Origin of the sequence: Acinetobacter sp. (assembly GCF_041919735.1) — a bacterium.
Taxonomy (GTDB): Bacteria; Pseudomonadota; Gammaproteobacteria; order Pseudomonadales; family Moraxellaceae; genus Acinetobacter.
In genome coordinates, this window is the sequence record NZ_JAYRTF010000002.1 from 50,645 (window position 1) to 75,077 (window position 24,433).

At 45.7% G+C, this 24,433-nt stretch carries 20 protein-coding genes; 10 read left to right on the forward strand and 10 right to left on the reverse strand.

The features are described from left to right. Window positions 1–170: 170 nt before the first annotated feature. Complete coding sequence (locus ACE3T3_RS01345) at window positions 171–1,247, forward strand: molecular chaperone DnaJ (protein WP_374663330.1); 1,077 nt, start codon at window positions 171–173, stop codon at window positions 1,245–1,247. A 161-nt stretch (window positions 1,248–1,408) separates the two neighbouring features. Continuing rightward, complete coding sequence (locus ACE3T3_RS01350; protein ID WP_374663332.1) at window positions 1,409–1,783, forward strand: endonuclease domain-containing protein; 375 nt, start codon at window positions 1,409–1,411, stop codon at window positions 1,781–1,783. Window positions 1,784–1,884: 101 nt separating this feature from the next. On the opposite strand, the gene ACE3T3_RS01355 is transcribed toward ACE3T3_RS01350, so the two are convergent. Both ACE3T3_RS01355 and ACE3T3_RS01360 read right to left on the reverse strand, forming a co-directional pair. Then, entirely contained in the window at window positions 1,885–2,784 is a 900-nt protein-coding gene (locus ACE3T3_RS01355) for a hypothetical protein (protein ID WP_374663334.1), read from the reverse strand. 75 nt (window positions 2,785–2,859) lie between these two features. Next, a complete protein-coding gene (locus tag ACE3T3_RS01360) occupies window positions 2,860–5,754 on the reverse strand; it encodes a valine--tRNA ligase (RefSeq protein WP_374663336.1) in 2,895 nt (964 codons plus the stop codon). Window positions 5,755–5,998: 244 nt separating this feature from the next. Between ACE3T3_RS01360 and ACE3T3_RS01365 the strand changes: the two genes are divergently transcribed. Both ACE3T3_RS01365 and ACE3T3_RS01370 read left to right on the forward strand, forming a co-directional pair. Beyond that, the gene (locus ACE3T3_RS01365; RefSeq protein ID WP_374663337.1) at window positions 5,999–6,658 is read left to right on the forward strand and encodes a hypothetical protein; all 660 of its coding nucleotides are present in this window, start codon (window positions 5,999–6,001) and stop codon (window positions 6,656–6,658) included. Between the two features lie 63 nt (window positions 6,659–6,721). Further along, entirely contained in the window at window positions 6,722–7,528 is an 807-nt protein-coding gene (locus ACE3T3_RS01370; RefSeq protein WP_374663338.1) for an SDR family NAD(P)-dependent oxidoreductase, read from the forward strand. 333 nt (window positions 7,529–7,861) lie between these two features. On the opposite strand, the gene ACE3T3_RS01375 is transcribed toward ACE3T3_RS01370, so the two are convergent. The 8 genes from ACE3T3_RS01375 to sdsA form a co-directional block, all read right to left on the reverse strand. Beyond that, window positions 7,862–8,296, reverse strand: a complete 435-nt coding sequence (locus ACE3T3_RS01375) for a YbjQ family protein (protein WP_374663340.1) — start codon at window positions 8,294–8,296, stop codon at window positions 7,862–7,864. A 4-nt stretch (window positions 8,297–8,300) separates the two neighbouring features. Next, on the reverse strand, window positions 8,301–8,657 hold the full coding sequence (locus ACE3T3_RS01380; protein WP_374663342.1) for a YbjQ family protein: 357 nt from the start codon (window positions 8,655–8,657) through the stop codon (window positions 8,301–8,303). Window positions 8,658–8,834: 177 nt separating this feature from the next. Continuing rightward, window positions 8,835–10,286 (reverse strand): multidrug efflux RND transporter AdeIJK outer membrane channel subunit AdeK, encoded by a 1,452-nt coding sequence (gene adeK, locus ACE3T3_RS01385; protein ID WP_374663634.1) that lies wholly within the window; start codon window positions 10,284–10,286, stop codon window positions 8,835–8,837. After that, window positions 10,286–13,465, reverse strand: coding sequence for an efflux RND transporter permease subunit (locus ACE3T3_RS01390; protein WP_374663344.1), 3,180 nt, complete (start codon window positions 13,463–13,465; stop codon window positions 10,286–10,288). The genes adeK and ACE3T3_RS01390 overlap by 1 nt, the downstream gene beginning before the upstream one ends. A 12-nt stretch (window positions 13,466–13,477) precedes the next feature. Continuing rightward, window positions 13,478–14,734, reverse strand: coding sequence for an efflux RND transporter periplasmic adaptor subunit (locus ACE3T3_RS01395; protein WP_374663346.1), 1,257 nt, complete (start codon window positions 14,732–14,734; stop codon window positions 13,478–13,480). Window positions 14,735–14,769: 35 nt separating this feature from the next. After that, window positions 14,770–15,369, reverse strand: a complete 600-nt coding sequence (locus ACE3T3_RS01400) for a phosphatase PAP2 family protein (RefSeq protein ID WP_374663348.1) — start codon at window positions 15,367–15,369, stop codon at window positions 14,770–14,772. Between the two features lie 153 nt (window positions 15,370–15,522). Further along, window positions 15,523–17,574 (reverse strand): site-specific recombinase, encoded by a 2,052-nt coding sequence (locus ACE3T3_RS01405; protein WP_374663350.1) that lies wholly within the window; start codon window positions 17,572–17,574, stop codon window positions 15,523–15,525. Between the two features lie 26 nt (window positions 17,575–17,600). Then, entirely contained in the window at window positions 17,601–18,578 is a 978-nt protein-coding gene (gene sdsA, locus ACE3T3_RS01410; protein ID WP_374663352.1) for an All-trans-nonaprenyl-diphosphate synthase, read from the reverse strand. Between the two features lie 458 nt (window positions 18,579–19,036). Here sdsA and rplU point away from each other — a divergent pair, with 458 nt between their 5' ends. The 6 genes from rplU (at window position 19,037) to serS (ending at window position 24,347) form a co-directional block, all read left to right on the forward strand. After that, complete coding sequence (gene rplU / locus ACE3T3_RS01415) at window positions 19,037–19,348, forward strand: 50S ribosomal protein L21 (RefSeq protein WP_068911959.1); 312 nt, start codon at window positions 19,037–19,039, stop codon at window positions 19,346–19,348. Between the two features lie 19 nt (window positions 19,349–19,367). Next, the gene (rpmA, locus tag ACE3T3_RS01420) at window positions 19,368–19,622 is read left to right on the forward strand and encodes a 50S ribosomal protein L27 (protein WP_005011531.1); all 255 of its coding nucleotides are present in this window, start codon (window positions 19,368–19,370) and stop codon (window positions 19,620–19,622) included. 227 nt (window positions 19,623–19,849) lie between these two features. After that, entirely contained in the window at window positions 19,850–21,025 is a 1,176-nt protein-coding gene (locus ACE3T3_RS01425) for a YadA C-terminal domain-containing protein (protein WP_374663354.1), read from the forward strand. Window positions 21,026–21,243: 218 nt separating this feature from the next. Continuing rightward, window positions 21,244–21,936: an outer membrane lipoprotein chaperone LolA gene (lolA, locus tag ACE3T3_RS01430; protein WP_374663356.1), complete on the forward strand. Its 693-nt coding sequence runs from the start codon at window positions 21,244–21,246 to the stop codon at window positions 21,934–21,936. A 225-nt stretch (window positions 21,937–22,161) separates the two neighbouring features. Beyond that, complete coding sequence (locus tag ACE3T3_RS01435) at window positions 22,162–22,956, forward strand: RsiV family protein (protein ID WP_374663358.1); 795 nt, start codon at window positions 22,162–22,164, stop codon at window positions 22,954–22,956. A 119-nt stretch (window positions 22,957–23,075) separates the two neighbouring features. Continuing rightward, window positions 23,076–24,347, forward strand: a complete 1,272-nt coding sequence (gene serS / locus ACE3T3_RS01440) for a serine--tRNA ligase (RefSeq protein WP_374663360.1) — start codon at window positions 23,076–23,078, stop codon at window positions 24,345–24,347. The last annotated feature ends 86 nt before the right edge of the window (window positions 24,348–24,433 follow it).

Consider the following 24,433-nt stretch of genomic DNA (forward strand, 5'->3'; position numbering starts at 1 on the left):
TAACAAATGTTGATGTTGAATGTAAAAGCATCAACTTCAGGGGGATTTTAAAAGAACAGCATTAGAGCAGCTTATCGCTGCGGTCTTTGAACGCTGCTTGATGGCATGGTAGCTTCCTCCCGCTTTGATGGCGCATCCTTTATAATGATTCTTTTTGCGCATATTTTCTGATGTCATTCGATTTAAAAACCACGATTCAGCCGAATATTGAGCTTTCTACCCCTGATAAAAAGCTCAACCGTTTAATTGATCAAATTGAACAGCTGAAACGGGACTTGGCGGCATGGGAAAATGCACAATCGGAAATTCAGCTCTATAGCCGCAAGCATTTTATGCCTGTATATGCAGCACTGCATGAAGTGCTGTTTAAGCAATTAGAACAGCTGTGGAATAGCCTCAGTCAATATGAGTTTAATAAAGCCGATACCGCACAGTTAGAAAATAAAATTCATGCTCTAGCCAAGATGCTGAAAGCTTCAAAACTGCTGAATCCGCAGCAGCTGCAAAAAGTGGATGATCTATATGTGTATTATCAGCAAACGGCTGAATATGCACAGAATAAAAAAAGCAAAAAGAAAAATTCCTCAGATACAGAACATTCAAGCGTGAATGACGCTTTGTATGATGACAGTGAAATAGATGCAACAGAGGATTGGGAAAATGCACAATGGGAGAGTAGCGATTGGAACACTGGGCAGTACAGCCAAGCACGCGAACAAGCCAAACAGAAACGCCAGCAAGAAAAACGTGAACAAGCCGAGAAGTTAGTAGAGCAGTCGCTAAAAACGGTGTATTTGAAAATTGCCGCCAGCATTCACCCTGACCGTGAGCCTGATGAAGCTAAAAAATTAGAGAAAACTGAATTGTTCCAACGGGCCAATGAGGCCTATGAACAGCAGGATTTATTTTATTTACTGAAATTGCAGTTGCAAGTTGAGTCGAGTCAAAGCAGTGTGCAAAAGAGTTTAAGCGCTGAACAGGTCAAGTTTTATAAAATGGCGCTAGATGCGCAGTGTCAGAAACTGCAGAGCCAAATAAATGATTTGATTGATGCTTTGGTCTGGTCTGAAAGTGCCAAAATTACCGTGCAGAAGTCGAAAGGCAAGCTGAAAATTGAGGACTTGTATAAGCAGATAGATGCAGACACTTCGGCTTTAAAACAGCAAGTAAAAGTGGAAAAGCAACGGCTGGGCTATATGGGGAAAGAGAGTGGGCTGGAGATGCTGTTGGGGCATCAAGTTCTTTAGTTTCCCTCACCCCAGCCCTCTCCCAAAGGGAGAGGGAGTTACATTTGATTAGATACCATCAAGTAATTTAATAATGAACGTTCCCTCTCCTTTTAGGAGAGGGCTAGGGAGAGGTTATAAAATTTGATAATCTAAAGGAAATAATAAAAATTAAATCCCAAATGAACAAGAAGCTCGACCCCAAACTCCTTATCTTCGCCAAATCTATGCGCCACACCGCTACCGATGCAGAACACCTCATGTGGCAAATTCTTCGTGCCAAGCGTTTTATGAATCTTAAATTCCGCCGTCAGCATGTGATCAAACCTTATATTGTGGATTTTTACTGTCATGAAATTGGTTTGGTGATTGAGTTGGATGGTAGCCAGCATGGCACAGATGATGCGATTGAATATGATGGTGAACGCACAAAGTTTTTAGATGCTTTGGGTTTAACTGTGGTGCGATATTGGAATCTTGATGTGTTGGGGCGGATGGATTTGGTGTTGGATGATTTGTGGAAAAAATGCTTTGAATTGAAAAGTACCTCTCCCTAACCCTCTCCTAAGAGGAGAGGGAATTTTCATTGAGTATCAAACAACAGTGGAATTCACAAAGGGTTGCTCCCTCTCCCTATGGGAGAGGGCTGGGGTGAGGGTTATCTGATTTGTGCTGTATATCGTCTTAAAACGTAACCTTCAACGTCACTTTGATCTAAAGTAATTTTCACTTTTAACCAAGATTTAGGAATAGTTTTATCGGGTACAAAGGTAAGCATAGTACCTGGAGGCAAGTTTTCAATAATGGAACTTTTTAACTGTGGGGATTCAAATAAGTCAGTTCTATGTTTAGTAACTCTCTTATTCGTAAGGAATTTTCTAAGACTTTCTATGTTAGAGATATCTGATTGCTTTTGAGTATCAGGCTTTAAATTTTCAATATAGGGCTTTACCCCATAGTCATATAAAATCGAAGCAAAAAGACCTGTACTAATATCCTTTGCCGTTTTGCCCAATTCTGAGTTATTAAACAATGCTAATAGGACAAGCATCACACGTAATAATTTTTGTAAATTATCTGTTGAAGTTGTAGGAGATAAATTTGGTTCAACTTTTACTTCGTCACTTACCCGTACTGTTTCAACGATAAATGACTTATGTGTGTAGGTTCCATCAGAATTTTGAAATTTAAAATATGCTTCCTTTAAGTTTGCACCCTCCGTTGAAAAAATGGGGTCATTTGCAAATTCAAGCAGTTTTTCTATATCACCTAGATCGATATCTTCTAATTCAACAACATTCTGATTTTCCTTGATATTAATTCCAAAGCTTGATGCTAATCTTTCTAAATTTGAAATAATTGTATTTACAGAAATAACTGATCTAGCTTTTTTGATTGGTATAGCAACAGTTTTACTTAATGTTTGAGTTTTCTTTATTGGTACATCGACTGTTGTTGAAACGGTTTTAGCTCGGTTTGAAGTGATTCCAAATGATGCAGAAATTGTTATTCGATTTGGATTATCAAAATCATATTCTTCTATACTCTTGGAATTCATATATATCTTCTTATAAAAATAAAGGGCTGAATAATCAGCCCTTTATACTACGAATTAGATTAAATCATCAACACATTAAAGCGCTGCAATTTGCTCCATATTTGCTTTAATCTTCGCTAACTGGTCAGCAAACTCAGCAAGCTTCACTTTCTCGCCTTCAACCACAGCCGCAGGCGCTTTCGCTACGAAACCTTCATTACCCAGTTTAGTGGTAATTTGGTCATGCTGTTTTTGAACCTTGTCTAGGTCTTTTTGTAGACGACCCAATTCCGCTTTAGGGTCAATTAAGCCCTTCATTGGAACGAATACAGACACGTGACCGACAACACTCGATGAAGACAATGGTGGTTGCTCAGCATCAGCCAAGAAAGTAATGCTCTCAACTTTCGCCAGAGCTTTAAACAACGCTTCAATACGTGTGATCTGCGCTTTTTCAGCATCCGTCGTGTTTTGAAGAAGAACAGGCAACAAGCGAGCATTACCTAGACCCATCTCACCACGGATGTTACGTACCGCACCAATCAAACCTTGCAGCCATTGCATATCTGCTTCAGCTTGCTCATTCACTAACGCTTGCTCAGCAATAGGGTACTGCGCCAACATAATGGTTTCGCCAGCAATGCCAAGTTTCGGTGCAAGGGTTTGCCAAATTTCTTCAGTCAAGTAAGGCATCAGCGGATGAGCCAAACGTAAAGATGCTTCCATTACCGCAAGCAATACACGGCGAACTTCCGCTTTACGCTCTTCAGAAACATTTTCATCATTCAGAACAGGCTTAGTCAGCTCGACATACCAGTCACAGTATTCATTCCAAATGAACTCGTAAATTGCTTGCGCAGCCAAGTCCAAACGATACGTTGCAAAAGCTTGCTGCACAGCAAGTTCAGCTTTTTGCAGACGGCTCACGATCCATTGTTCAGGCAATTCCCAAAGGTCTTGACGAACTTCTTGACCTACAGGTTGACCTTCAATGTTCATCATCACGAAACGCGTTGCGTTCCAGATTTTGTTGGCAAAGTTACGGTAGCCTTCAACACGTTTCATGTCGAATTTAATGTCACGGCCTGTATTGGCAAGTGCACAGAAGGTAAAGCGAACCGCATCTGTACCGTAAGATTGAATACCTTCTGGGAATTCTTTACGCGTTGATTTTTCAATTTTCGACGCTTGTTTCGGGTTCATCAAACCTGTTGTACGTTTTTGTACTAAAGTTTCAAGATCAACACCGTCAATCAAATCTAATGGGTCAAGCACGTTACCCTTAGACTTCGACATCTTCTGACCTTCGCCATCACGTACCAAACCGTGTACATACACAGTTTTGAACGGAACTTGCGGTGTGCCGTCTTCATTTTTCATGAAGTGCATGGTCATCATGATCATGCGAGCAACCCAGAAGAAGATGATGTCAAAACCAGTGACAAGTACATCAGTCGGGTGGAAGGTATTTAAGAAATAGTTTTCTTTATCTTTTGCCGCGTCGCCAGTCCAGCCCAATGTTGAGAATGTCCAAAGACCAGATGAGAACCATGTATCCAGTACGTCTTCGTCTTGATCCAATTGAACATCAGCAGGGATATTGTGTTTAGCACGAACTTCCGCTTCGTCACGGCCTACAAATACATTGCCGTCTTTGTCATACCAAGCCGGAATGCGGTGACCCCACCACAATTGACGTGAAATACACCAGTCTTGAATGTTGTTCATCCAAGCCATGTACATATTGCTGTATTGCTCAGGTACAAATTTGATCTCGCCGTCTTTTACCGCTTTGATTGCAGGCTCAGCCAATGGTGCAATTTTCACATACCATTGGTCTGTTAAAAGTGGTTCAACGACCACACCTGAACGGTCGCCGCGAGGCGGTTTCAAGGTATACGGTTGGATTTGATCTAACCAGCCTTCAGCTTCAGCTTGCTCAACCAATTTTTTACGTGCAGCAAAACGTTCTAAACCAATGTAGTCCGCAGGTGCAGGAATGGTTTTAGAAATTTGTTCACCCGCTTTTGCGATATATTCAAACTCAGCCAATACTTCAGCATTTTTATTGAAAATGTTGATGATTGGCAATTCGCAGCGTTTACCTACTTCATAGTCATTGAAGTCGTGTGCAGGAGTGATTTTTACACAGCCTGTACCGAATTCTTTTTCGACGTATTCATCTTTAACAATCGCAACAGTACGGCCGGTGATTGGCAATACAATGTTTTTACCCACAAGATGTTCGTAGCGTTCATCATCTGGTGCAACTGCAACTGCAGTATCACCGAGCAATGTCTCAGGACGCGTAGTCGCGACCACGATGTAATCTTTACCGTCATGCGTACGCAGTGATTTATCTTCAAAGAAATATTTGAAGTGCCACAGTGAACCTTGTTCTTCTTTATCTGACTCAACTTCTAAGTCAGACAGGGCAGTTTGCAGTTTTGGATCCCAGTTAACAAGACGTTTACCACGATAGATCAAACCTTCTTCGTGCAGTTTTACAAACACTTCTTTAACTGCGTTTGATAAACCATCATCCATGGTAAAGCGTTCACGTGACCAGTCTACAGATGAGCCGAGGCGACGGATTTGACGGGTAATTGTGCCGCCAGACTGTTCTTTCCATTCCCAGACTTTTTCGATGAATTTTTCACGGCCAAGGTCATGACGGCTGATGCCTTCTGCACCGAGCTGACGCTCTACAACCATTTGCGTTGCAATACCGGCATGGTCAGTACCTGGTTGCCATAAGGTGTTTTTGCCAGACATACGGTTGTAACGCGTCAAGGCATCCATGATGGCATTGTTGAAACCATGACCCATGTGCAAACTACCGGTGACGTTTGGTGGCGGAATCATGATACAGAATGAATCGCCTTTCTGAGATGGCTTGAAGTAGCCGTTCTCTTCCCAAGTCTTGTACCATTTTTTCTCGATCTCGGTAGGATCGTAGGTCGTAGCAATATTTTGCGCAGAATCAGTCATAGTGAAAACAGATCGAAAGTGAATAAAAAATTGCATCTATTGTAGCAAAAAAATATCTGCTTTAGGCAGATAGCTTGAAGGCAAAGACCGTGAAAATAAAATCAGGCGCAGCGAAAAGCGGCAGCGGCGCTGAATTATAAAAAATGTGTCGCAGTTGGCAGTATTTTTTGATGGTTTTATGATAATGTCATGATTGAAGCGCAAAATTCGCAGCCGCCATAATTTAAAAAAGAGGAGCCGCTGAATGACTTATAATATTTCACTAAAAATACAGCCAGAAACCCATCGGCGTTTTGAAGACCTGCATCAGCGGCTCAATCAGGGGGACAGCGCAAATTTAGCGAAGCCCCTCGGTGAAAATTTAGCGGATATCGCTTGTGAAATTATCGACCAGGTTTTTGGCGATATTGCCAAAATGTCCAAATCCGGCGACGGGGAATCAGAAAAAATTATTCAGCACATTATTGAGACGACACGCAAATATATGCCATGGTCGGTCTCTTTTTTCGGCAATGACCGTCTTGTGCCGATGGTGAATTATCTGCGTGAATTAACGGTGGAGAAAGAAGGACAGTTCTATATGACCTATCCTGTGGATTATTCCTTGGCCAATGAGCTGCTGAGCCATGTCGGCAAAATGAGGGACGGCAACAATGCCTTTGTATCGCCAGCGCTGAAAGCGTTTACTGAGGTGGTTGATCAAGGGGTGACGCATTTAATCCGTGAGCCGAAAAAAATGCTGAAATTCAATGTTGTTGTAGATAAAACCTTAAATGGCGTGATTCATGTGACCACGCAGCTGGGCTATAAGCGTTTTGATAAATTAGGAAAAGTCTATGACGCCAATTCGATGAGCGGCTACTTTGAGCACTTTTTGGTTTTTTTGAATAATGAGCAGAAATAAAAAAAGGTTTAAAATAAGCGCTGTAAACTTTGAATAATGCAATGATTTCATAAGGAATGCATCATGGCGAAACTGGATGATTTAAACGGAAAAATCGTGTGGATTACAGGCGCTTCATCCGGTTTGGGAAAAGCTTTGGCGCAAGAATGCGCATTGCAGGGCGCGCAAGTGATCTTGACTGCGCGGCGTTTTGAAGAGCTGGAAAAAGTCCGTGTCAGTTTGCTTCATCCAGATCAGCATATTTCTATTCCTGCGGACATTACCGATGAAAGCCAAGTTCGCCAAGCCTATGCGCAGGTTTTAAAATGCAAAGGCCGTATTGACTGGCTGATTAACAATGCTGGCTTGAGCCAGCGTGCGCTTATTGCGGATACCACCATGCAGACAGAACGCGCCTTGATGGAAGTGGATTATTTCTCGCAAGTGTTTTTAACCAAAACCGTGCTGCCAACATTCCTTGAGCAAAAATCAGGGCGTATTGCCTTTGTCTCAAGTGTTGCGGGCTTGCTGGGCACGCAGTACCGTGCGTCTTATTCGGCTGCCAAAGCCGCCATTCATATGTGGGCCAACAGCCTGCGCGCAGAGGTGGCGGATCAAGGCATTGATGTTTCGGTGATTTTCCCCGGTTTTGTCAAAACCAATGTGTCTTTTAATGCCTTGAATGGCGCGGGCAAGGCGCAAGGCCATCAAGATGAAGCCATTGAAAATGGGCTGGAAGCGGATGAATTTGCAAAAATAGCTGTGAAAGCGTTATTGAAAGGCGATGAATATATAGTCGTGGGCGGCAGCAAAGAAGTGCTGGGCACATGGATGGCGCGTTTATCGCCAAGCACGCTGTATAAAATGATTCGCAAAGCAAAAGTGAAATAGGTTTTTATTGATATATGAGATTAAAAAAGTACCTCTCCCTAACCCTCTCCTGAAAGGAGAGGGAATTTCCATTATTTAATTCAAATATCTATAAAATCATATGATGCTCCCTCTCCCTTTGGGAGAGGGTTGGGGTGAGGGAATATTTATGAAGATATAATCCCTCCCTTGTGCATCGAAATATATTTCGAGGATGCTCACCTTTAAAAAGGGAGGAGCTATGCTTCTTGAAAGCCAATGAAATACATGGCAAGTCCCCCTTTGGAAAAGGGGGATTTAGGGGGATTTAGGGGGGGAGGGGGATTTGAGGAGATTCAAACTTCCTCAATTTACTTAATCCTGAATCGCCGTGCCATAAGCAAACACTTCGATCATGCCGCCTTGCATCCCGAGTTCAGTTGTACTTAAACGCAATCCCATAATCTGCGTTGCACCCATCTTTTCCGCTTCCAGCTTTAAGCGGACTACGGCTTCACGGCGCGCGCGCTCGACCACGCTTTCATAACTGGTCAGACGCCCGCCAAAAAAGTTCTGAATATTGGCAATCACATATTTAAAATAGTCATGCGAGATCACCACATTGCTGGATACCAGCTGCCCTGGATGTTCACTGGTTTTAAAGCGGTTATTATCAATGCGGATGTAGGCTAAACGCTTTTCCTGTGCTTCCAATTCGTTCAAATGCTTGCGCTCTGCATGACGGCCAAAAGTCCAGCCCACCGCAAACAAAATCACAAAGATGAGAATCTTAAAAAGAAATGCATCCATGGTTTTAGCCTTGTGCAGGGAAGGGATCAGCCAATTTTGGCGCGTTGGCTTCTACCCGTACCGCCGTGCCATACACAAACAGTTCAGATGCGCCCTGCGCAATATTCGAAGTGGAAAAACGGATGCCGACCACGGCATTTGCACCAAGGCTCCGCGCTTTATCAATCATCCGGCTCATGGCTTCCTGACGGGATTCTTCCAGCAGTTCGGTATAGCCTTTGAGTTCACCGCCGACAATGTTTTTCAGGCCCGCCATAAAGTCACGGCCGACATGCTTGCTGCGTACCGTGCTGCCGTATACCACGTCGAGCTGCTGGGTAATCGTGTGGCCAGGTACAGATTCTAAGTTACTTAAAAGCATTTTTAGTTATCAATAAGAAAAAAGATCAGTCGAAGATAGGAAAGTTGGCTTGAAAAAGCAATATTTTCATTTTGATTTCCGCTTTTTACAGCAATAAAAAAGCCCACCGAAGTGAGCTTTTTTGAAGGATTTTTAAGCCATGAGCTTATTCAGCCATAGGCTTATTTCATCATGAGTTTATTTTGCAGCATCCGCTTTGCGTTCAGCTGTAGAAGGCTGTTCTTGCACCGCATCGCCAGTGTTGGCTTTGATGCCGCCGCCTAAAGACTTGTACAGTTCAACTTGGTTGTTCAAGTTCGCTTGTTCAAGCAGCAGCAGGCCTTGTTCTGCAGCATAAGAAGTGCGCTGTGCATCCAATACAGTCAAGTAGCTGTCAATACCGGCACGGAAGCGTGCATTGGACAGTTTGTACGTGGTATTGGTCGCGTCGACTAAGCGGCGCTGTGCAGAAATACGGTCGCCAATGTTTTGACGTACAGCCAATGCATCATTCACTTCACGGAATGCAGACTGAATTGATTTCTCATAATCAGACAGTGCAATTTGCTGATCAGTTTCAGAAATTTTGATATTGGCTTTACGTGTGCCCCAGTCAAAGATTGGAATATCGATGCTTGGACCCAGGCCCCATACAAAACTGCCTGATTTGAACAAATCACTTAGATCTGTAGAGGCATAGCCTGCAGTGCCAGTCAAGCTGATGGTTGGGAACATGCGTGCTTTGGCCGCGCCAATGTTTGCGCCGGCAGCAGACAGTTTGTATTCTGCAGCGCGCACATCAGGACGGTTGTTCAGCAAGTCGCTAGGCAAGCCGGAACCGATTGTGCCGGTTGAGGCAATGCGGGTTACGCGCTGGTTAGGCAGCAGGCTGTTTGGAACTTGTTCGCCAACCAAAAGGTTCAGCAGGTTTTGCGCTTGTGCAACTTGAGTCTTGTAATTTGAAACATCGCTGCGCGCAGTTTCTACAGAGATTTGCGCCTGACGGACAGGTACTTCACTGTCGATGCCGACATCAAAGCGTTTTTTGTTCAGATTGTAAGATTCAAGCTGGGTTTTTAAGGTCTGGTCAGCCAGTTTTAAATTTGCATTGGCAAATGAATAGCTGAGCCAAGCTTGCGCTACTTGGCCAATCAGTGCAATTTGCGTAGCGTCACGCGCGCTGGAAGTGGCCAGATAGCTGTCCAGAGCATTGTCTTTTAGGCTGCGGACACGGCCCCACAAATCCAGTTCATAAGCCGTCACACCTAAACCGACGTTATAGGTTGTCATCGGTTTAGAGGTCAGCGTATCTTGACGCAGCACGCTGCCGCTGGCGCCAATGGTTGGCAGCTGGTTGTTTTCCGTAATTTGGTACTGCTGCTGCGCGCGCTGAATGTTCAATGCAGCTGTGCGCAGGTCGCGGTTATTGGCTAAAGCCAAATCCAGTACTTGAACCAAACGCTGGTCAGCAAAGAAGTCTTTGTAGCCTTGCGCCGCAGCTGAAGTGCCAGACGTGCCCGCAGTATAGCCTTGCGGGATATTCGCCTGAGCAGCCGGTTCTGGACCGCGCATGCTTTGGCAGGCAGCCAAAGCAAGCGCAAGTGAAGAAACCGCAATGCTACGACCTGCAATAGACCATATATTTTGCATCACGATGTGTGCTCCTGATTATTTTGTTGTTTTGGTTTGTACTTAAAGATGCTTCGAATCCATACGTAGAACACAGGGATAAAGAAGATGCCTAAGAAAGTTGAGCTGATTACGCCGCCCAGTACGCCGTAGCCTACAGAGTGCTGGCTGCCTGCGCCGGCGCCAGATGCTAACGCAAGCGGAAGTACACCAAAACCAAAGGCCAGCGTCGTCATAATGATTGGACGCAAACGCATTTTTGCCGCATGCATTGTTGCGTCAAACAGCTCTTCACCTTTTTCCTGAAGTTCTTTCGCAAATTCTACAATCAAAATCGCGTTTTTGGCAGCCAAACCAATGACTGCAACGATCGCGACTTGGAAGTAAATGTTATTCGAAAGGTTTGGATCTTTAAGCAGAACCATGCCAAGGAAGGTTAATGCAACTGCACCAACAACACCTAAAGGCACAACCAAAAGTACAGAGAATGGAATTGACCAGCTTTCATATAAAGCCGCCAAGCATAGGAAGACGATCAGCAGTGAAAGCGCATATAAGAATGGTGCTTGCGCGCCAGACTCGCGTTCTTCCAGTGACAGGCCTGTCCATTCATAGTCAAAGCCAGTCAAGCCCATTGAAGGAAGTTTAGCAACGATTTCTTCCATTGCTTGCATCGCATCACCCGAGCTGACGCCAGGGGCAGGTGTACCTTGAATGTTCATCGATGAAATGCCGTTATAGCGCTCAAGTCGAGGTGAACCGTAAGTCCATTCGCCAGTAGCAAATGCAGAGAACGGTACCATGGTGCCTTGATTGTTGCGGACATACCATTTGTTCAGGTCTTCAGGCATCATGCGGGCATTGGCTTCGCCTTGCACATACACTTTTTTCACGCGGCCGCGGTCAACGAAGTCGTTGATGTACGAACCGCCCCAAGCCATACCCATGGTGGTATTGATCTCAGAGACGCTGACACCCATTGCGCCAGCTTGCGCTTGGTCCACAATGATTTTGTACTGCGGTGTATCTTCCTGACCGTTTGGACGCACGCCGACTAAGCGCTTGTCTTGAGCCGCCATGCCTAAGATGGCATTACGCGCCGCAAGAAGCTGATCATGGCCATTGCCGCTTGCATCTTTCAATTGCAAGTTAAAGCCGGCTGTCACACCTAATTCAGGCATAGCAGGAAGCTGCAACGGCATAATGTAAGACGCATCTTTCACGATCATGTTCAATGCCATGCCGCGCTGAATAATTGCGCCTACTTTAGCTTCAGCTGTCGTACGGTCTTTCCAGTCACGCAGTTTAATGAACGCTAAGCCCGCATTTTGACCGACACCTGTAAATGAGAAACCAGATACGCTGAATACGGATTCTACGTAGTCTTTTTCTTTATTCAGGAAGTAGTCGTTCATGGCGCTGATGGTTTTGTCTGTACGTTCTAATGTCGCATTTGGCGGCAATTGAACGAGGGCCATGACTACACCTTGGTCTTCTTCCGGAAGGAACGATGACGGAAGCTTAGTGAACAGAACGCCTAAAAGCACAATCACAGCACCATACAGCACACCTGAAAACAGTTTGTGATGCGTCATGCGGTTTACGCCGTTTTGGTATTTTCCAGCCACTTTATCGAAAGATTCGTTAAACCAGCGGAAGAAACGCGCAGGCAAACTGTTGCTTGGCGCTTTATTTGGATCATGCTGTTTCAGAATGGTCGCACAAAGCGCAGGAGTAAAGGTCAGCGCCACAATCAAGGACAGAATCATTGCTGTGACCAGCGTGATTGAGAACTGGCGGTAAATTACCCCTGTGGTGCCGCTCATGAATGCCATCGGTACGAATACCGCAGACAGTACGGACGTAATACCGACCAATGCGCCAGAAATCTGCTTCATCGAGATTTCAGTGGCCTGCACAGGGTCGAGATGCTCTTCCGCCATAATACGTTCGACGTTTTCCACAACAACAATGGCGTCATCGACCAGAAGGCCAATGGCGAGCACCATGGCGAACATGGTTAAAGTGTTGATAGAGAAGCCAAATACATTAATAACCGCAAATGTGCCTAATACAACAACCGGTACCGCCATGGTTGGAATAATGGTCGCGCGCCAGTTTTGCAGGAAGAGGAACATAACCAGGAATACAAGAATGACCGCTTCAACCAGCGTATGCACTACGCTTTCAATCGAAAGCTTAATGAATGGCGTTGTATCAAAGGCGAGTTTGTCTTGCATGCCGGCAGGGTAGTTTGGACGCAGTTCTTTTAAACGCGCTTCAACTGCATCTGCAGTATCTAAGGCATTGGCGCCGGTTGCCAGTTTAATTGCAACACCGCCAGCAGGCTTGCCGTTAAATTTAGAGTCAAACTGATAGTTATCTGCACCTAATTCAACACGGGCAACGTCACCTAAGCGGACTTGGGCGCCGTTGGCTGTATTTTTCAGGAAGATATTTTTAAATTCTTCAGGTGTGTTCAGCAGGCTTTGCGCATTCACAGTCGCGTTCAGCACTTGACCTTGTACAGATGGCGCGCCGCCCAATTGACCGACAGCAACCTGAGCATTCTGTGTTCTTAATGCGGCAGCAATATCGCTTGGCGTCACTTGCAGGCTAGACATTTTAGATGGATCCATCCAAATGCGCATCGCATATGAGCCGCCAAATACTTGCACTTCACCGACACCGGCAACACGGCTTAACGGTTCAGAAATGTTTGAGTTGACATAGTCTTTAATGTCTTCTGCAGACAATTTGCCTTCTGGCGCATAAAACGCAATAACTTGCAGGAAGCTTGCGCCAGACTTGGTCACTTTAACGCCTTGACGCTGTACGTCTTCAGGCAAAAGCGCTGTTGCAGACTGCAATTTGTTCTGTACTTGAACCTGCGCGATATCAGGATCGACGCCTTGGTTAAAGTTCAGCTGAATAGAAGCCTGACCGTTGCCTGCACTGTTTGAAGAAATATAGCGCAAGCCGTCAAGGCCGTTCATTTGCTGTTCAATGATCTGGGTGACAGTGTTTTCAACTGTCGCTGCAGATGCACCTGGATATGTTGCAGAAATCGTTACCGTTGGCGGAGCAATGGTCGGATACTGCGCAATCGGCATTTTTGTCAGCGTGAGAACCCCCGCCAGCATAATGACCAGTGCGATCACCCAAGCAAAAATTGGGCGATGGATAAAAAATTGAGCCATTCAGTCTACCCCTTATGAATTTGAAGTAGCTTTTTGTTCAGCCTTCGCGGCAGCTGGAGCAGATGGTTTAGCTTGGCCGGCTGCACCTGGAGCGCCTTGCGGAGCTGCAGCTTGAGGCTGATATGGTTTTGCAGTAACTTGCTGTTCAGGCTTGACCTTCGCAATGCCGTCGACAATCACTTTATCACCTGGGTTTAAGCCCTGAGTAACGATCCAGTCTTTGCCTTGAATGCCTGCAGTGGTCACTGGGCGAGGTTCAACCGCGCCTTTGGCATTCACCAGCATCGCCATCGCTTGGCCAGTTGGCGTGCGGGTCACGGCGATTTGAGGAATCAGGTACGCATTTGGAATGATGCCTTGCACGATTTTCGCATTGGCGAACATGCCTGGCAGCAGCAGGTGATTCGGGTTAGCGAAGACTGCGCGAACTGTCACAGTGCCTGTATCCGGATTGACGCTTGCATCAGAGAATGCCAAACGGCCTTCTTGCGGATACTCGCTGCCGTCTTCAAGCATCAGTTTCACTTTGGTATTGTTGCTGCTGTCCAAAGAGCCTTTGCTCAGCTGCTGGCGCAAGCGAAGCAATTCTGCGCTGGATTGATTGATATCCACATAGATTGGATCCAAGCGCTGAATAGTCACTAATGGATCAGCTTGGCTTGCGGTAACCAGCGCGCCTGCAGTCACTGTAGAACGGTTGGTTTGGCCTGAAATCGGCGCGCGCACTGTAGAATAGCCTAAATTGATTTGCGCATTTTTCAATGTCGCCTTGTTGGCATTCAGTGTGGCTTCAGCCAGTTTTACCTGCGCGACGATATCGTCAAATTCTTGTTTTGAAATCGCATTTGTACCGACCAGCTGGCGGTAACGGCCTTCTTTAATGCGAAGAACATTTAAATTCGCTTCAGCGCTGGCAATCGCAGCGCGGGCATTATCAACATTTGCACGGTTGGTGCTAGAGTCGATTTCGTAAAGCGCTTGGCCTTCACGCACATAGCTGCCTTCAGCAAATAAACGTTTCAGCACGACGCCGCTGGTTTGCGGGCGGACTTCTGAAATTTCATATGCTGTTGTACGGCCAGAAAGTTCGACAGACTGCTCAACGCTTTGCGGCTGAGCCACAATGACGCCAACTTCCGTAGGCGGCATTTGCTGAGCGGCGCCAGCTTGCTGCGCATCTTTTGGATCTTTACTGCAACCGACAAGTGCAATACTTGTCGCTAATGCGCAAGCAGTCAGGGCAGGAGCCCAAAGCTTTGCAGACATCATTCTTTCACCTCAATGAGATTTTTCTCTAAAATTATTTATTTAGGCTGCTGATATCTTTTCATAAACCAATACAGCAGCGTGATCCAAATAAAACTTATGCTCCAGCCAGAAAGGACATCGGAAGGAAAATGCGCGCCGGCATAAACTCTTGAAACGCCCATCAGCAAGATCCATATGCTTGCTGACAGGCAGATCAGTTTATGCCTTGAATGCTGCAGGGACACGTACATCGCCAAACAGCCTAGAGCAGCTGCATAAAGGCTATGCCCACTTGGAAATGAATCTCCATAAGTTTTCACTAAGAAATACATTTCAGGTGGACGCGGTCTAGAGACGAAATACTTCAGCATCCATGCGATGCATATACTTCCGATGATACCTATACTGATAAAAACAGTGTTTGAATATTTTTTATACCATGCTTGGTGCAAACACCATAGCGCGGTAAAAAATAATACACATGGCATGCCGCCAGCTGCAGAAAGTCCTATGGCCAATTGATTGAAAAACAGTGTTCTATGCTGGTGCATCCATTGCACGGCGTCCAAGTCAAAAACTGAAAGCGCCGGCAGTTTTAGCATCAAAATACTGATTATTAACAATAAAAAGCCCAGGAAAAGCAATCGTTTTGGCATGCTTGAATCCTTGTTATTTTACACGGAACGGGCCCGGATAAAATTAGACTGTAAAGTGTACTCATCAGTACACTTTATTTCAAGTGTGTGTAAATTATGCTAATTTCTTTTTTGGATTTTTTTAACATCCGATAATATAAATTAACAATTTCCTTAATGATTCTGTTTCTGCGATTGCGCGCTTTCATGAATCTCCAGCGGCTGCTTCGGCGGCCAGAAAAAGTCGCTCGGCCGGGTCAGGAAATGCGTCAGCACTAATTTCGCTAACGGCTTCCATTGTTCAAAGCGCACTCGGCGCGCGCGCAGCGCGACAATAATAGTCAAGGTAAAGCTGACAAACAAGTTGGTCAGGCCAATACACAAGACTCCCAGAAAAGACACAATGATTAGGCCAATTTCAGGCCCGCCGTTAATGCACATCAGCCCCTGAATAAAATTGGCCGAGGCAAAGGCAATATGGCGGATATCCAGCGGCAGGCCCAGAATATAGCCGAGGGTTCCCATGCTTCCCAGCATAATGCCGAATAAGAAGTTACCTGCCAGCGCGCCTAAATTCCGCTCAATATAAGCCGCAAAAGTGTTTAAGCGCTCTTGCCCCATCCAGCGTTTCAGTGCGGGGTGCGCTTTTAAGCGCGGCCCGACTTTGCGGTAAATGGCCATATTGTCAAAATAGCCTGCCAGCAGGCCGGATAAAAACAGGCAGACGCCGGCAATGGCCGCATGCGGTATCGCCAATGAGGTAAAAGGATCTAAGCTGTGCAGCAGGTGAGAGGCTTTCGAATGATCCAGCAGCGGTTCATCCATCGCCTTTTGCCAAAAATAAGTAATTAAGGCTGCTGTGGGAATGGCAATCGAGATATTGCCTAAAATAGCAATGAACTGGGTGCGTATAATATTGATAATCAGCGCAGCCAATTCGGCAATTTGCGCATTCTTGGAGCCTTTGCGGTGCTGAACCGTAGACGCCAAAGCCGCCGCGGTCATGGCCGGCTGTTTCGTCGCGACGGTAAAGTGCAGCACATGAATCAGCATAAAGCCTAAGGAATAGTTCATGCTGAATAAAAATGCCTGCATCAGGGGCGCTAAAACGAGGCGGGCCGTCAGGATCTTCAGGCTGCCCATGAAGGCGATAATAACCCCAGCGCCAGCGGCGGCCTTATACATGTCAATAAAGCCTTTTTTGTCGCTGCTGACGTAGTGTTCGCCAGTTTTGCTGGCATTTTCAGTCACTTGCAGCGCTATTAACTCACTGTTTGCGGCCAGCAAGGAGCGCACGCTGCGTTCGCTGTACAGTGCATCCGTCACGTCAACCAGCAGTGTGCCAATCGAGCTGTAGCGCACATCATCTTCTTCAACAATCAAATTCAGCAGAATTTCAATGCGGTCCAAGCATTGTTCCAGCAAAGACAGCAGATAGGTCAGGCTGACGCTGACGCCGCTGCGCTTGGTCGCCCTGCGGATCTTCAGCACTACTTCACGGCATTGATCCAGCATCACCAGCGCCTGCGAGGCATCGGGCGGTATGACGGCGCTCATTTTTTCTGCATGCTGATGCAGCAGTTTGTACTGCTGAATGAAGTCATTGATTTCGCGGTTTTGAACCAGAAACGGAGATTCATATTCCGTCAGTTCCGGATGCGCATTAATAAATTCAGGATAGAGGCCAATCCCGCTGACCCGGTAGGACAGCACGGTAATGGCTTTAATCAATTCACGGCGGATCTGTTTCTTTTCATTTTGATTGCTGTGGCCTTGATTAAACAGGCGAAACAGCTTTTGCCATTCTGAATCGGAAATGTCATCCAGCCAGTATTTGTCGCTGCGCTGATGGAAAACCTGACGCAGCAGGTCCTGCAGCTGGCTGGCATCATTGATCAACGGCAGGAAGTGCGCGCCGAGGCGCTGAAAAAACTGATTTAAAAAACCGTCTAAGGACAAAATGCCGGTATCGGCATACAGGCTGGTTTGCTTATAGCCGCTGATCAGCTTTAAAACAAAACCTTGCAGGGTGGAGGCGGCATCTGGCGTCAGTAAAAGCGCGCTGTAAAAGGCTTGAAAGTTTTGATGGATTTCTTCGGTATTATTTGAGTCCGCTGGGCGGATGCGGTTGATCAGTTCGATCAGCAAGTTTTGATCCAGCGCAGCTTGAGGGGAGTCAAGCTGTTGCTGCATCTCGATAAATAAATCATTAAATTTTATATGCATAAGCAAATGGAAGGCATTCTTTCGTTTTATTGGATTCGATGCAGGGCGAGATTTGCCAAATTCGTCAGCGCCTGACGGTACTCTGTATCCGGCAATGCGGCCAAAGCTTGAAGCGCGGCTTCAGTTTCTTCCGTTGCGCGCTGGCTGCAGTATTCTAAAGCGCCGGAAGTCTGCACAATGGAAATCACCCGCGCTAAATCGGCTGTGCCGCCAGTGGCAATGCTGCGGCGGATAATGTCGTGTTCTTCGCCCGATGTATTCTTCAATGCTGAGATTAACGGCAAAGTCGGTTTGCCTTCCATTAAATCATCGCCGATATTTTTACCTAATGTTTCAGCATCGGAAGTGTAGTCCAAAATATCGTCAATAATTTGAAAAGCATTGCCGAAGTGCCCGGCAAATTTACGCAGCGGTTCACGGTATTCCGGCGTGCCGGCCAAAATGGCCGCGCCTTCAGTTGCAAGCTCAAACAGGCGTGAGGTTTTGCCGTGAATGATATTTAAATAAGTCTGTTCGGTAGTTTCCGGCTGATGCTGCGCCTGCAGCTGCAGCACTTCACCTTCTGCAATTTCACATGTACCGGTAGAGAAATCTTTCAGCAGCACCATGTCGTTTAAATCGACCAGCAAATCAAACGCGCGTGAAATCAAAAAGTCGCCGACCAAAACCGCGGTCTGGTTGTTCCATGTCGCATTTGCTGTTGGGCGGCCGCGGCGCAAGCCGGATTCATCCACCACATCGTCATGCACTAAAGTGGCGGTATGCAGCATTTCAATAATGGCTGCCAGCTTGCGGTGCTTTTCCAAATCCTGCGCGCCGCAGGCTTTGGCGGCCAAAAGGCACATGATTGGGCGCATGCGCTTGCCGCCCGCTTCAACCACATGCTTGCTGACTGCCATGACCAGTGCGACTTTTGAGGTGATCCCTTCGTTGATAAATGTGTCCATCGCGGCAAAGTCCGCAGCAACAGGAGCGAGAATGTCTTGCTTGAAGTCGATGGCCATATGAAGAAAAACCTCAATAATTTTTAAATTGCTGCCGTAGTTTAGCAATTTCATTTAATAATTACAGATAAGAAGCTAAGCGATTGATTTAAAATTAAGTGAAAATTTCAAATTTAGTCTAAGTTCAGATCAGCTGGTGCAGGCGTAAAGTCATAAAAAATCTGGCTGGCATTACGTCTTTTTATTCAGTCTATACTAGCGAATTGATTTTAAAAATCTATTTGAATTTTTGAAAGCTATTTTTGCATCAGTTTTTGCTTTGGCGCGAATGCGCAGGCTCTGAACATGAAATGTTTATAAAACAATCGTTATTTCTCGATAATTTTTTGTGCAAATGGCTTGTTGTTTTTTGGCATTTCGCTTAAACTCCTTGCCCTTGTATAACCCCAGTGGCGATCGTATTAAGATCGGTATCTTCCTTTACCGGCACGGCGACACGGGCATGTTTGGAGTACATTATGTACGCAGTAATCCAAAGCGGTGGTAAACAGCACCGTGTAGTTGAGGGTGAAACCCTTAAAGTAGAATTATTGAAAGCTGAAACTGGCTCAACAATCACTTTTGATGACGTGTTGATGCTTGTAAACGGTGAAAGCATTCAAATCGGTGCTCCAGTTGTTGCTGGCGCTACTGTAACTGCTGAAGTAGTTAGCCATGGTCGTCACGACAAAATCCGCATCATCAAAATGCGCCGTCGTAAACACTATCGTAAACAACAAGGTCACCGTCAATGGTTCACTGAGTTGAAAATTACAGCTATTTCAGGCTAATTACGAGGAGTAAATAGACATGGCAACTAAAAAAGCCGGTGGTTCGACTAAAAACGGTCGTGACTCGAATCCTAAAATGTTAGGTGTTAAAATGTACGGCGGTCAATCAGTGACTGCTGGTAACATTATCGTTCGTCAACGTGGTACTGAATTCCACGCTGGTGCAAACGTTGGTATGGGCCGTGACCATACTCTGTTCGCTACTGCTGACGGCGTAATCAAATTCGAAGTGAAAGGCCAATTCGGTCGTCGCTACGTATCTGTTGAAGTTTAAGCTTTAATAGAAAGAAAACCCGCAAATTTTGCGGGTTTTTTTTTGCTAATTGAATTGTTAATAACTGCTTGCATAAAATTACATAATCCAATAATCACCAGAAAAATAACAAATAGTTTGAAATTTTTGTTAATAATTAAGTCTCAAATATGTAATTTAATGTGATTTAAATCACATTGTTTAAGGTATGTAATTGAAAAGGAGAAGTACAAGAAAAGGATAAGGACATGAATACAATATTAAGAAAAGTATCGATAAATGCCTGCTCCAAAAGCGGCAATGAACTTACAGAAAATAGACTGAACATCGTACTCCCTAGAACAGCTGCTCAACTTTCACATAAAACAGGGCTTGCAACAGCATTAAACCTCAATGTTGTAAATAAAATGCCGAAAATTTTAGCCGCAAGCGTGCTGCTTGCGCTTGGTGGCATGGCATGGGCAGGAAATTCTACCACTGCTGATAACTACTGCTGGACTGGATGTTCTTCAGGTCATAATGACAACGGCAACGGACAGGGCAACAACGGCAACGGACAGGGCAACAACGGCAATGGACATGGCGGAAACGACGGCAATGGACAGGGCAACAACGGCAATGGACATGGCGGCAATAACGGCAATGGACAGGGCAACAACGGCAATGGACATAGCGGAAACAATGGCAATGGACAGGGCAACAATGGCAATGGACATGGCGGAAACAACGGCAATGGACAGGGCAACAACGGCAATGGACATGGCGGCAATGGCGGTGGACAGGGCAACAACGGCAATGGACATGGCGGCAATGGCGGTGGACATGGCGGCAATGGCGGTGGACATGGTGGAAGCGGTGGCGATGGACATGGCGGAAACGGCGGTGGACATGGCGGCAATGGCGGTGGACATGGTGGAAGCGGTGGCGATGGACATAGCGGAAACGGCGGTGGACATAGCGGTCCAATAGGCCCAGAAGGTCCGCAAGGCCCTATAGGTCCACAAGGGCTTAGTGCCTATGAAGTGGCGGTAAACAATGGATTTGATGGTAATGAAGCAGCCTGGCTGCTTAGTCTGCAAGGCGCTGCTGGTCCAGGCGGACGTGCAGTGGAAGACGCTGTCGCTGAATCCAAATTGTATACAGACAGCCGTGTAGATGAGTTAAACCGCAGATTTGACGGTTTCAAAGATGGCGTGCATGCGGCAGTCGCATCCAGTATTGCTATCGCTTCTTTACCACAGCCTACAGATGCCGGTTACAGCATGCTGAGTGTCGGTATGGGAACCTGGGAGGGTGAGCAAGGGTATGCCGTCGGTTTCAGTGGCGTCACTGAAAATAATAAATATGTGTATAAACTGGCTGCTACAACCAACACCGAAGGCGATTTTGGCGCTGGCGCATCGATTGGATGGCAATGGAAGTAAACGCTGAAATCATTACATGAAGGGAATTTAAAAAAGCTCTCAATCCGTTGGGAGCTTTTTTATGATCGTTTAATTTTCTCCATCATGATGAATAAAAATAAGCGATTTGCATTAATAACCATACAAAACTTCTTGTTTTCACTCATATTAGTCTTAAAAATTGGTTTAAGATGGGTCATCTAACAAAATGCAATACTGCAAATATAAAAGGTGAATCTATGAATATGCTTCGTAAAACCATGTGTGCTATGGCATTGGGTGCGGCGACATTAGCACCTGTGATGAGTACAACAGTTTTTGCTGCTACTGCAGCATCGGAGCAGCAAGCGACAGCCAGCTTGGTTAAACAGCTCAGCGGTGTAAAAAGTTTTTCTGCAAATTTTGAACAAACGACGAAAGTCAGCAGCGGCAAAGCGGTCCAAAAGAAAGGTTTATCTGCGCAGCATATGAATCAAACCTTTAAAGGCGTAATGAAAGTTGAGCGTCCCGGGAAATTCTTCTGGGAAACGTCCAGTCCATCTAAGCAAACCATTGTAACTTCAGGCAAAACAGTGTGGATTTATGATCCTGACTTGCAGCAGGCAGTGCGTCAAAGCTTGGATGAGCAGGTGGCCAATACGCCGGCGCTGCTGCTTTCAGGCAATACCAGCCAGATTATGCAGACCTATCGCGTCACACAGCCGAATAAGACCAAAACCTATTACACGCTGTACCCTAAAAATAAAGATGGCGCTTTTCAAAGCTTAACCATCAGTTTTGGCGCAAATAAAGCGCCAACCTTGATGATTTTAGCGGATTCATTGGGTCAAACGACTTATGTGCGTTTCAGCAATATGAAAGTCAATGCCTCAATTCCAGCCTCTACCTTTAACTTTACACCGCCTAAGGGTACAGACATTATTGATCAGTAAGCTTTAAAGGCTCAGCCGTCAGTCCGTGCTGCGCATGCAGATGGATTAGCTGAACCATTTGCAGTTTAGAAAAGAGCAGGCATCAGCCTGCTCTTTTTATTGGCGGCTCAGTATTCATTTTGCTTGAGCCCGCAGATACATTTCGTAATTTGATCCGCGCCGCAGTCTGAGTATAGTGTGCAGGTTTATTTGTTTTTTTGCAGTTTGTGCAATAGGGAACCGGTCATGAGTACATTTCACAAGGGCGCATGGGCAGCTTCAGCGGCAGCCATTTTTTCACTGAGCATGCTGACGGCATGCCAGCCTCGAAATGAACCAGTCAATGATAAAGAAAAATCAGCCCCAGCTGCTGAAGTAAAAGCGGAAAGCATTCCTTTAATTGAGTCGAAAGCTGCCGTTATGAAGCTGATGAAACCTGATGCCTGCGATGCGGAAGGATGCACGCGTTACTCAATTCAGACAGTAGAAACCAATGTGGACTGGATTAATCAGTATTTTACCAACCGAATGAAGAAAGCGGATCCAATCGCATTCTCGAATACACCGAATGAAAAAGTAAATTTATCTGAAGGTGCCGATCCTGGCCTGAATCAAAGCACAACAACTGTCCGCTATATCAGCCAGTGGGGCAAAATTGCGACTTTTGCGCTGGAAAGCTATACCTATACCGCAGGCGCGGCGCACGGCATGTCGCATGTGGAATATATCAATTTTGATTTAAAAGCCAAAAAGCGTCTAGCTTTGCAGGATATTTTGGCCAAGGGCGCAGACAGCAAAGTATTGAGCGCACTGTATGATTCAAACAGCATGTGGCTGGAAGAACATAATATTGAACGCAGCAAGCTGCAGCTCAGCGATAATTTTTATTATGGCGCCAGCGGCATTGTATTTGTTTATCCGCTGTATGAACTGGCCAGCTATGCAGAGGGCATGACTGAGCTGAATTTGCCGTACCATATGGTTAAAGGCCTGTTTAAGGCGGAATATTTGCCGAATTTGCCAAATTACGAAAATCAGTAATTTGCAGAATAGTTGCATTTTATTGTTCTAATAAGCCCCAGCTGTAAGCTTGGTTACTGTATTTTTTACTATTAAGAGCTTACACTATAGCCAGTTTTTTTCTTTGCAAATGATTGGCTATGATCGACCCGAAATTACTCAGAAATAATATTGAGGCTGTAAATTTAGCCTTGGCAAAACGCGGCATTCAGCTGGATACTGCAGAATGGGCTGCGCTTGAAGCGCGCCGTAAAGAAATTCAATCTAAAACTGAAAGCCTGCAGGCAGAACGCAATGCCGGCGCAAAACAAGTCGGTCAAATTAAAAAATCAGGCGGTGACGCATCTGAAATTATGGCGCGCATGTCGGCCATTGGCGATGAAATTAAAGCGGCTGAAGTGGCTTTGGCTGAACTGCAAGCTGAAATTGAAGCGAAATCTCTCTCTATTCCAAATATGCCGCATGAATCTGTGCCTGAAGGCAAAGATGAAAGTGACAACGTTGAAGTCTTAAAGTGGGGCACTCCGCGCGAATTTAATTTCGAAATCAAAGACCATACCGACTTAGGCGAAATGATGGGCGGTTTGGAGTTTGAAACTGCGACTAAGCTGACGGGTACACGCTTTAGTGTATTAAAAGGCCCATTAGCGCGTTTGCAGCGTGCAATTACGCAATTCATGCTGAATACGCATACTGATGTGAATGGCTATACTGAAGCTTATGTGCCGTATTTGGTCAATGCGGATTCTTTGCGCGGCACAGGCCAGCTGCCTAAATTTGAAGAAGATTTATTCAAGCTGCAAGGCGAAAAAGAATTTTATTTAATCCCGACTGCTGAAGTGCCAGTGACCAACTTTGTCCGTGACGAAATTATTGATGCTGACCGCCTGCCGTTGAAATATGCAGCGCATACGCCATGTTTCCGCAGTGAAGCGGGCTCTTATGGCCGTGATACCCGCGGCTTGATCCGCCAGCATCAGTTTGACAAGGTTGAGATGGTGCAGATCGTTAAGCCTGAAGATTCAATGAATGCTTTGGAAGAATTGACTGGCCATGCCGAAGGTATTTTGCAAGCTTTAGGCTTGCCGTACCGCAAAATTGTATTGTGCGGCGGCGATATGGGCTTTGGCGCGATCAAAACTTATGATTTGGAAGTGTGGGTGCCAAGCCAAAATACTTACCGTGAAATTTCTTCATGTTCATGCATGGGCGATTTCCAAGCGCGCCGCATGAAAGCGCGTTACCGCGTGGATCAAAAGAAAACTGAATTGGTGCATACGTTGAATGGTTCTGGTTTGGCTGTAGGCCGTACTTTGCTTGCGGTTATGGAAAATTACCAGCGCGCTGACGGTTCGATTGAAGTGCCGGAAGTTTTGCGTCCATATATGGGCGGCGCAGCGTACATCGACTAAGAACGCTGACAGAATAAAGCAGATCGCGTGCGCAGATTTGTGCACGATATTTGCTTGAGACAATCAGAATTCATCAATTGAGGTTA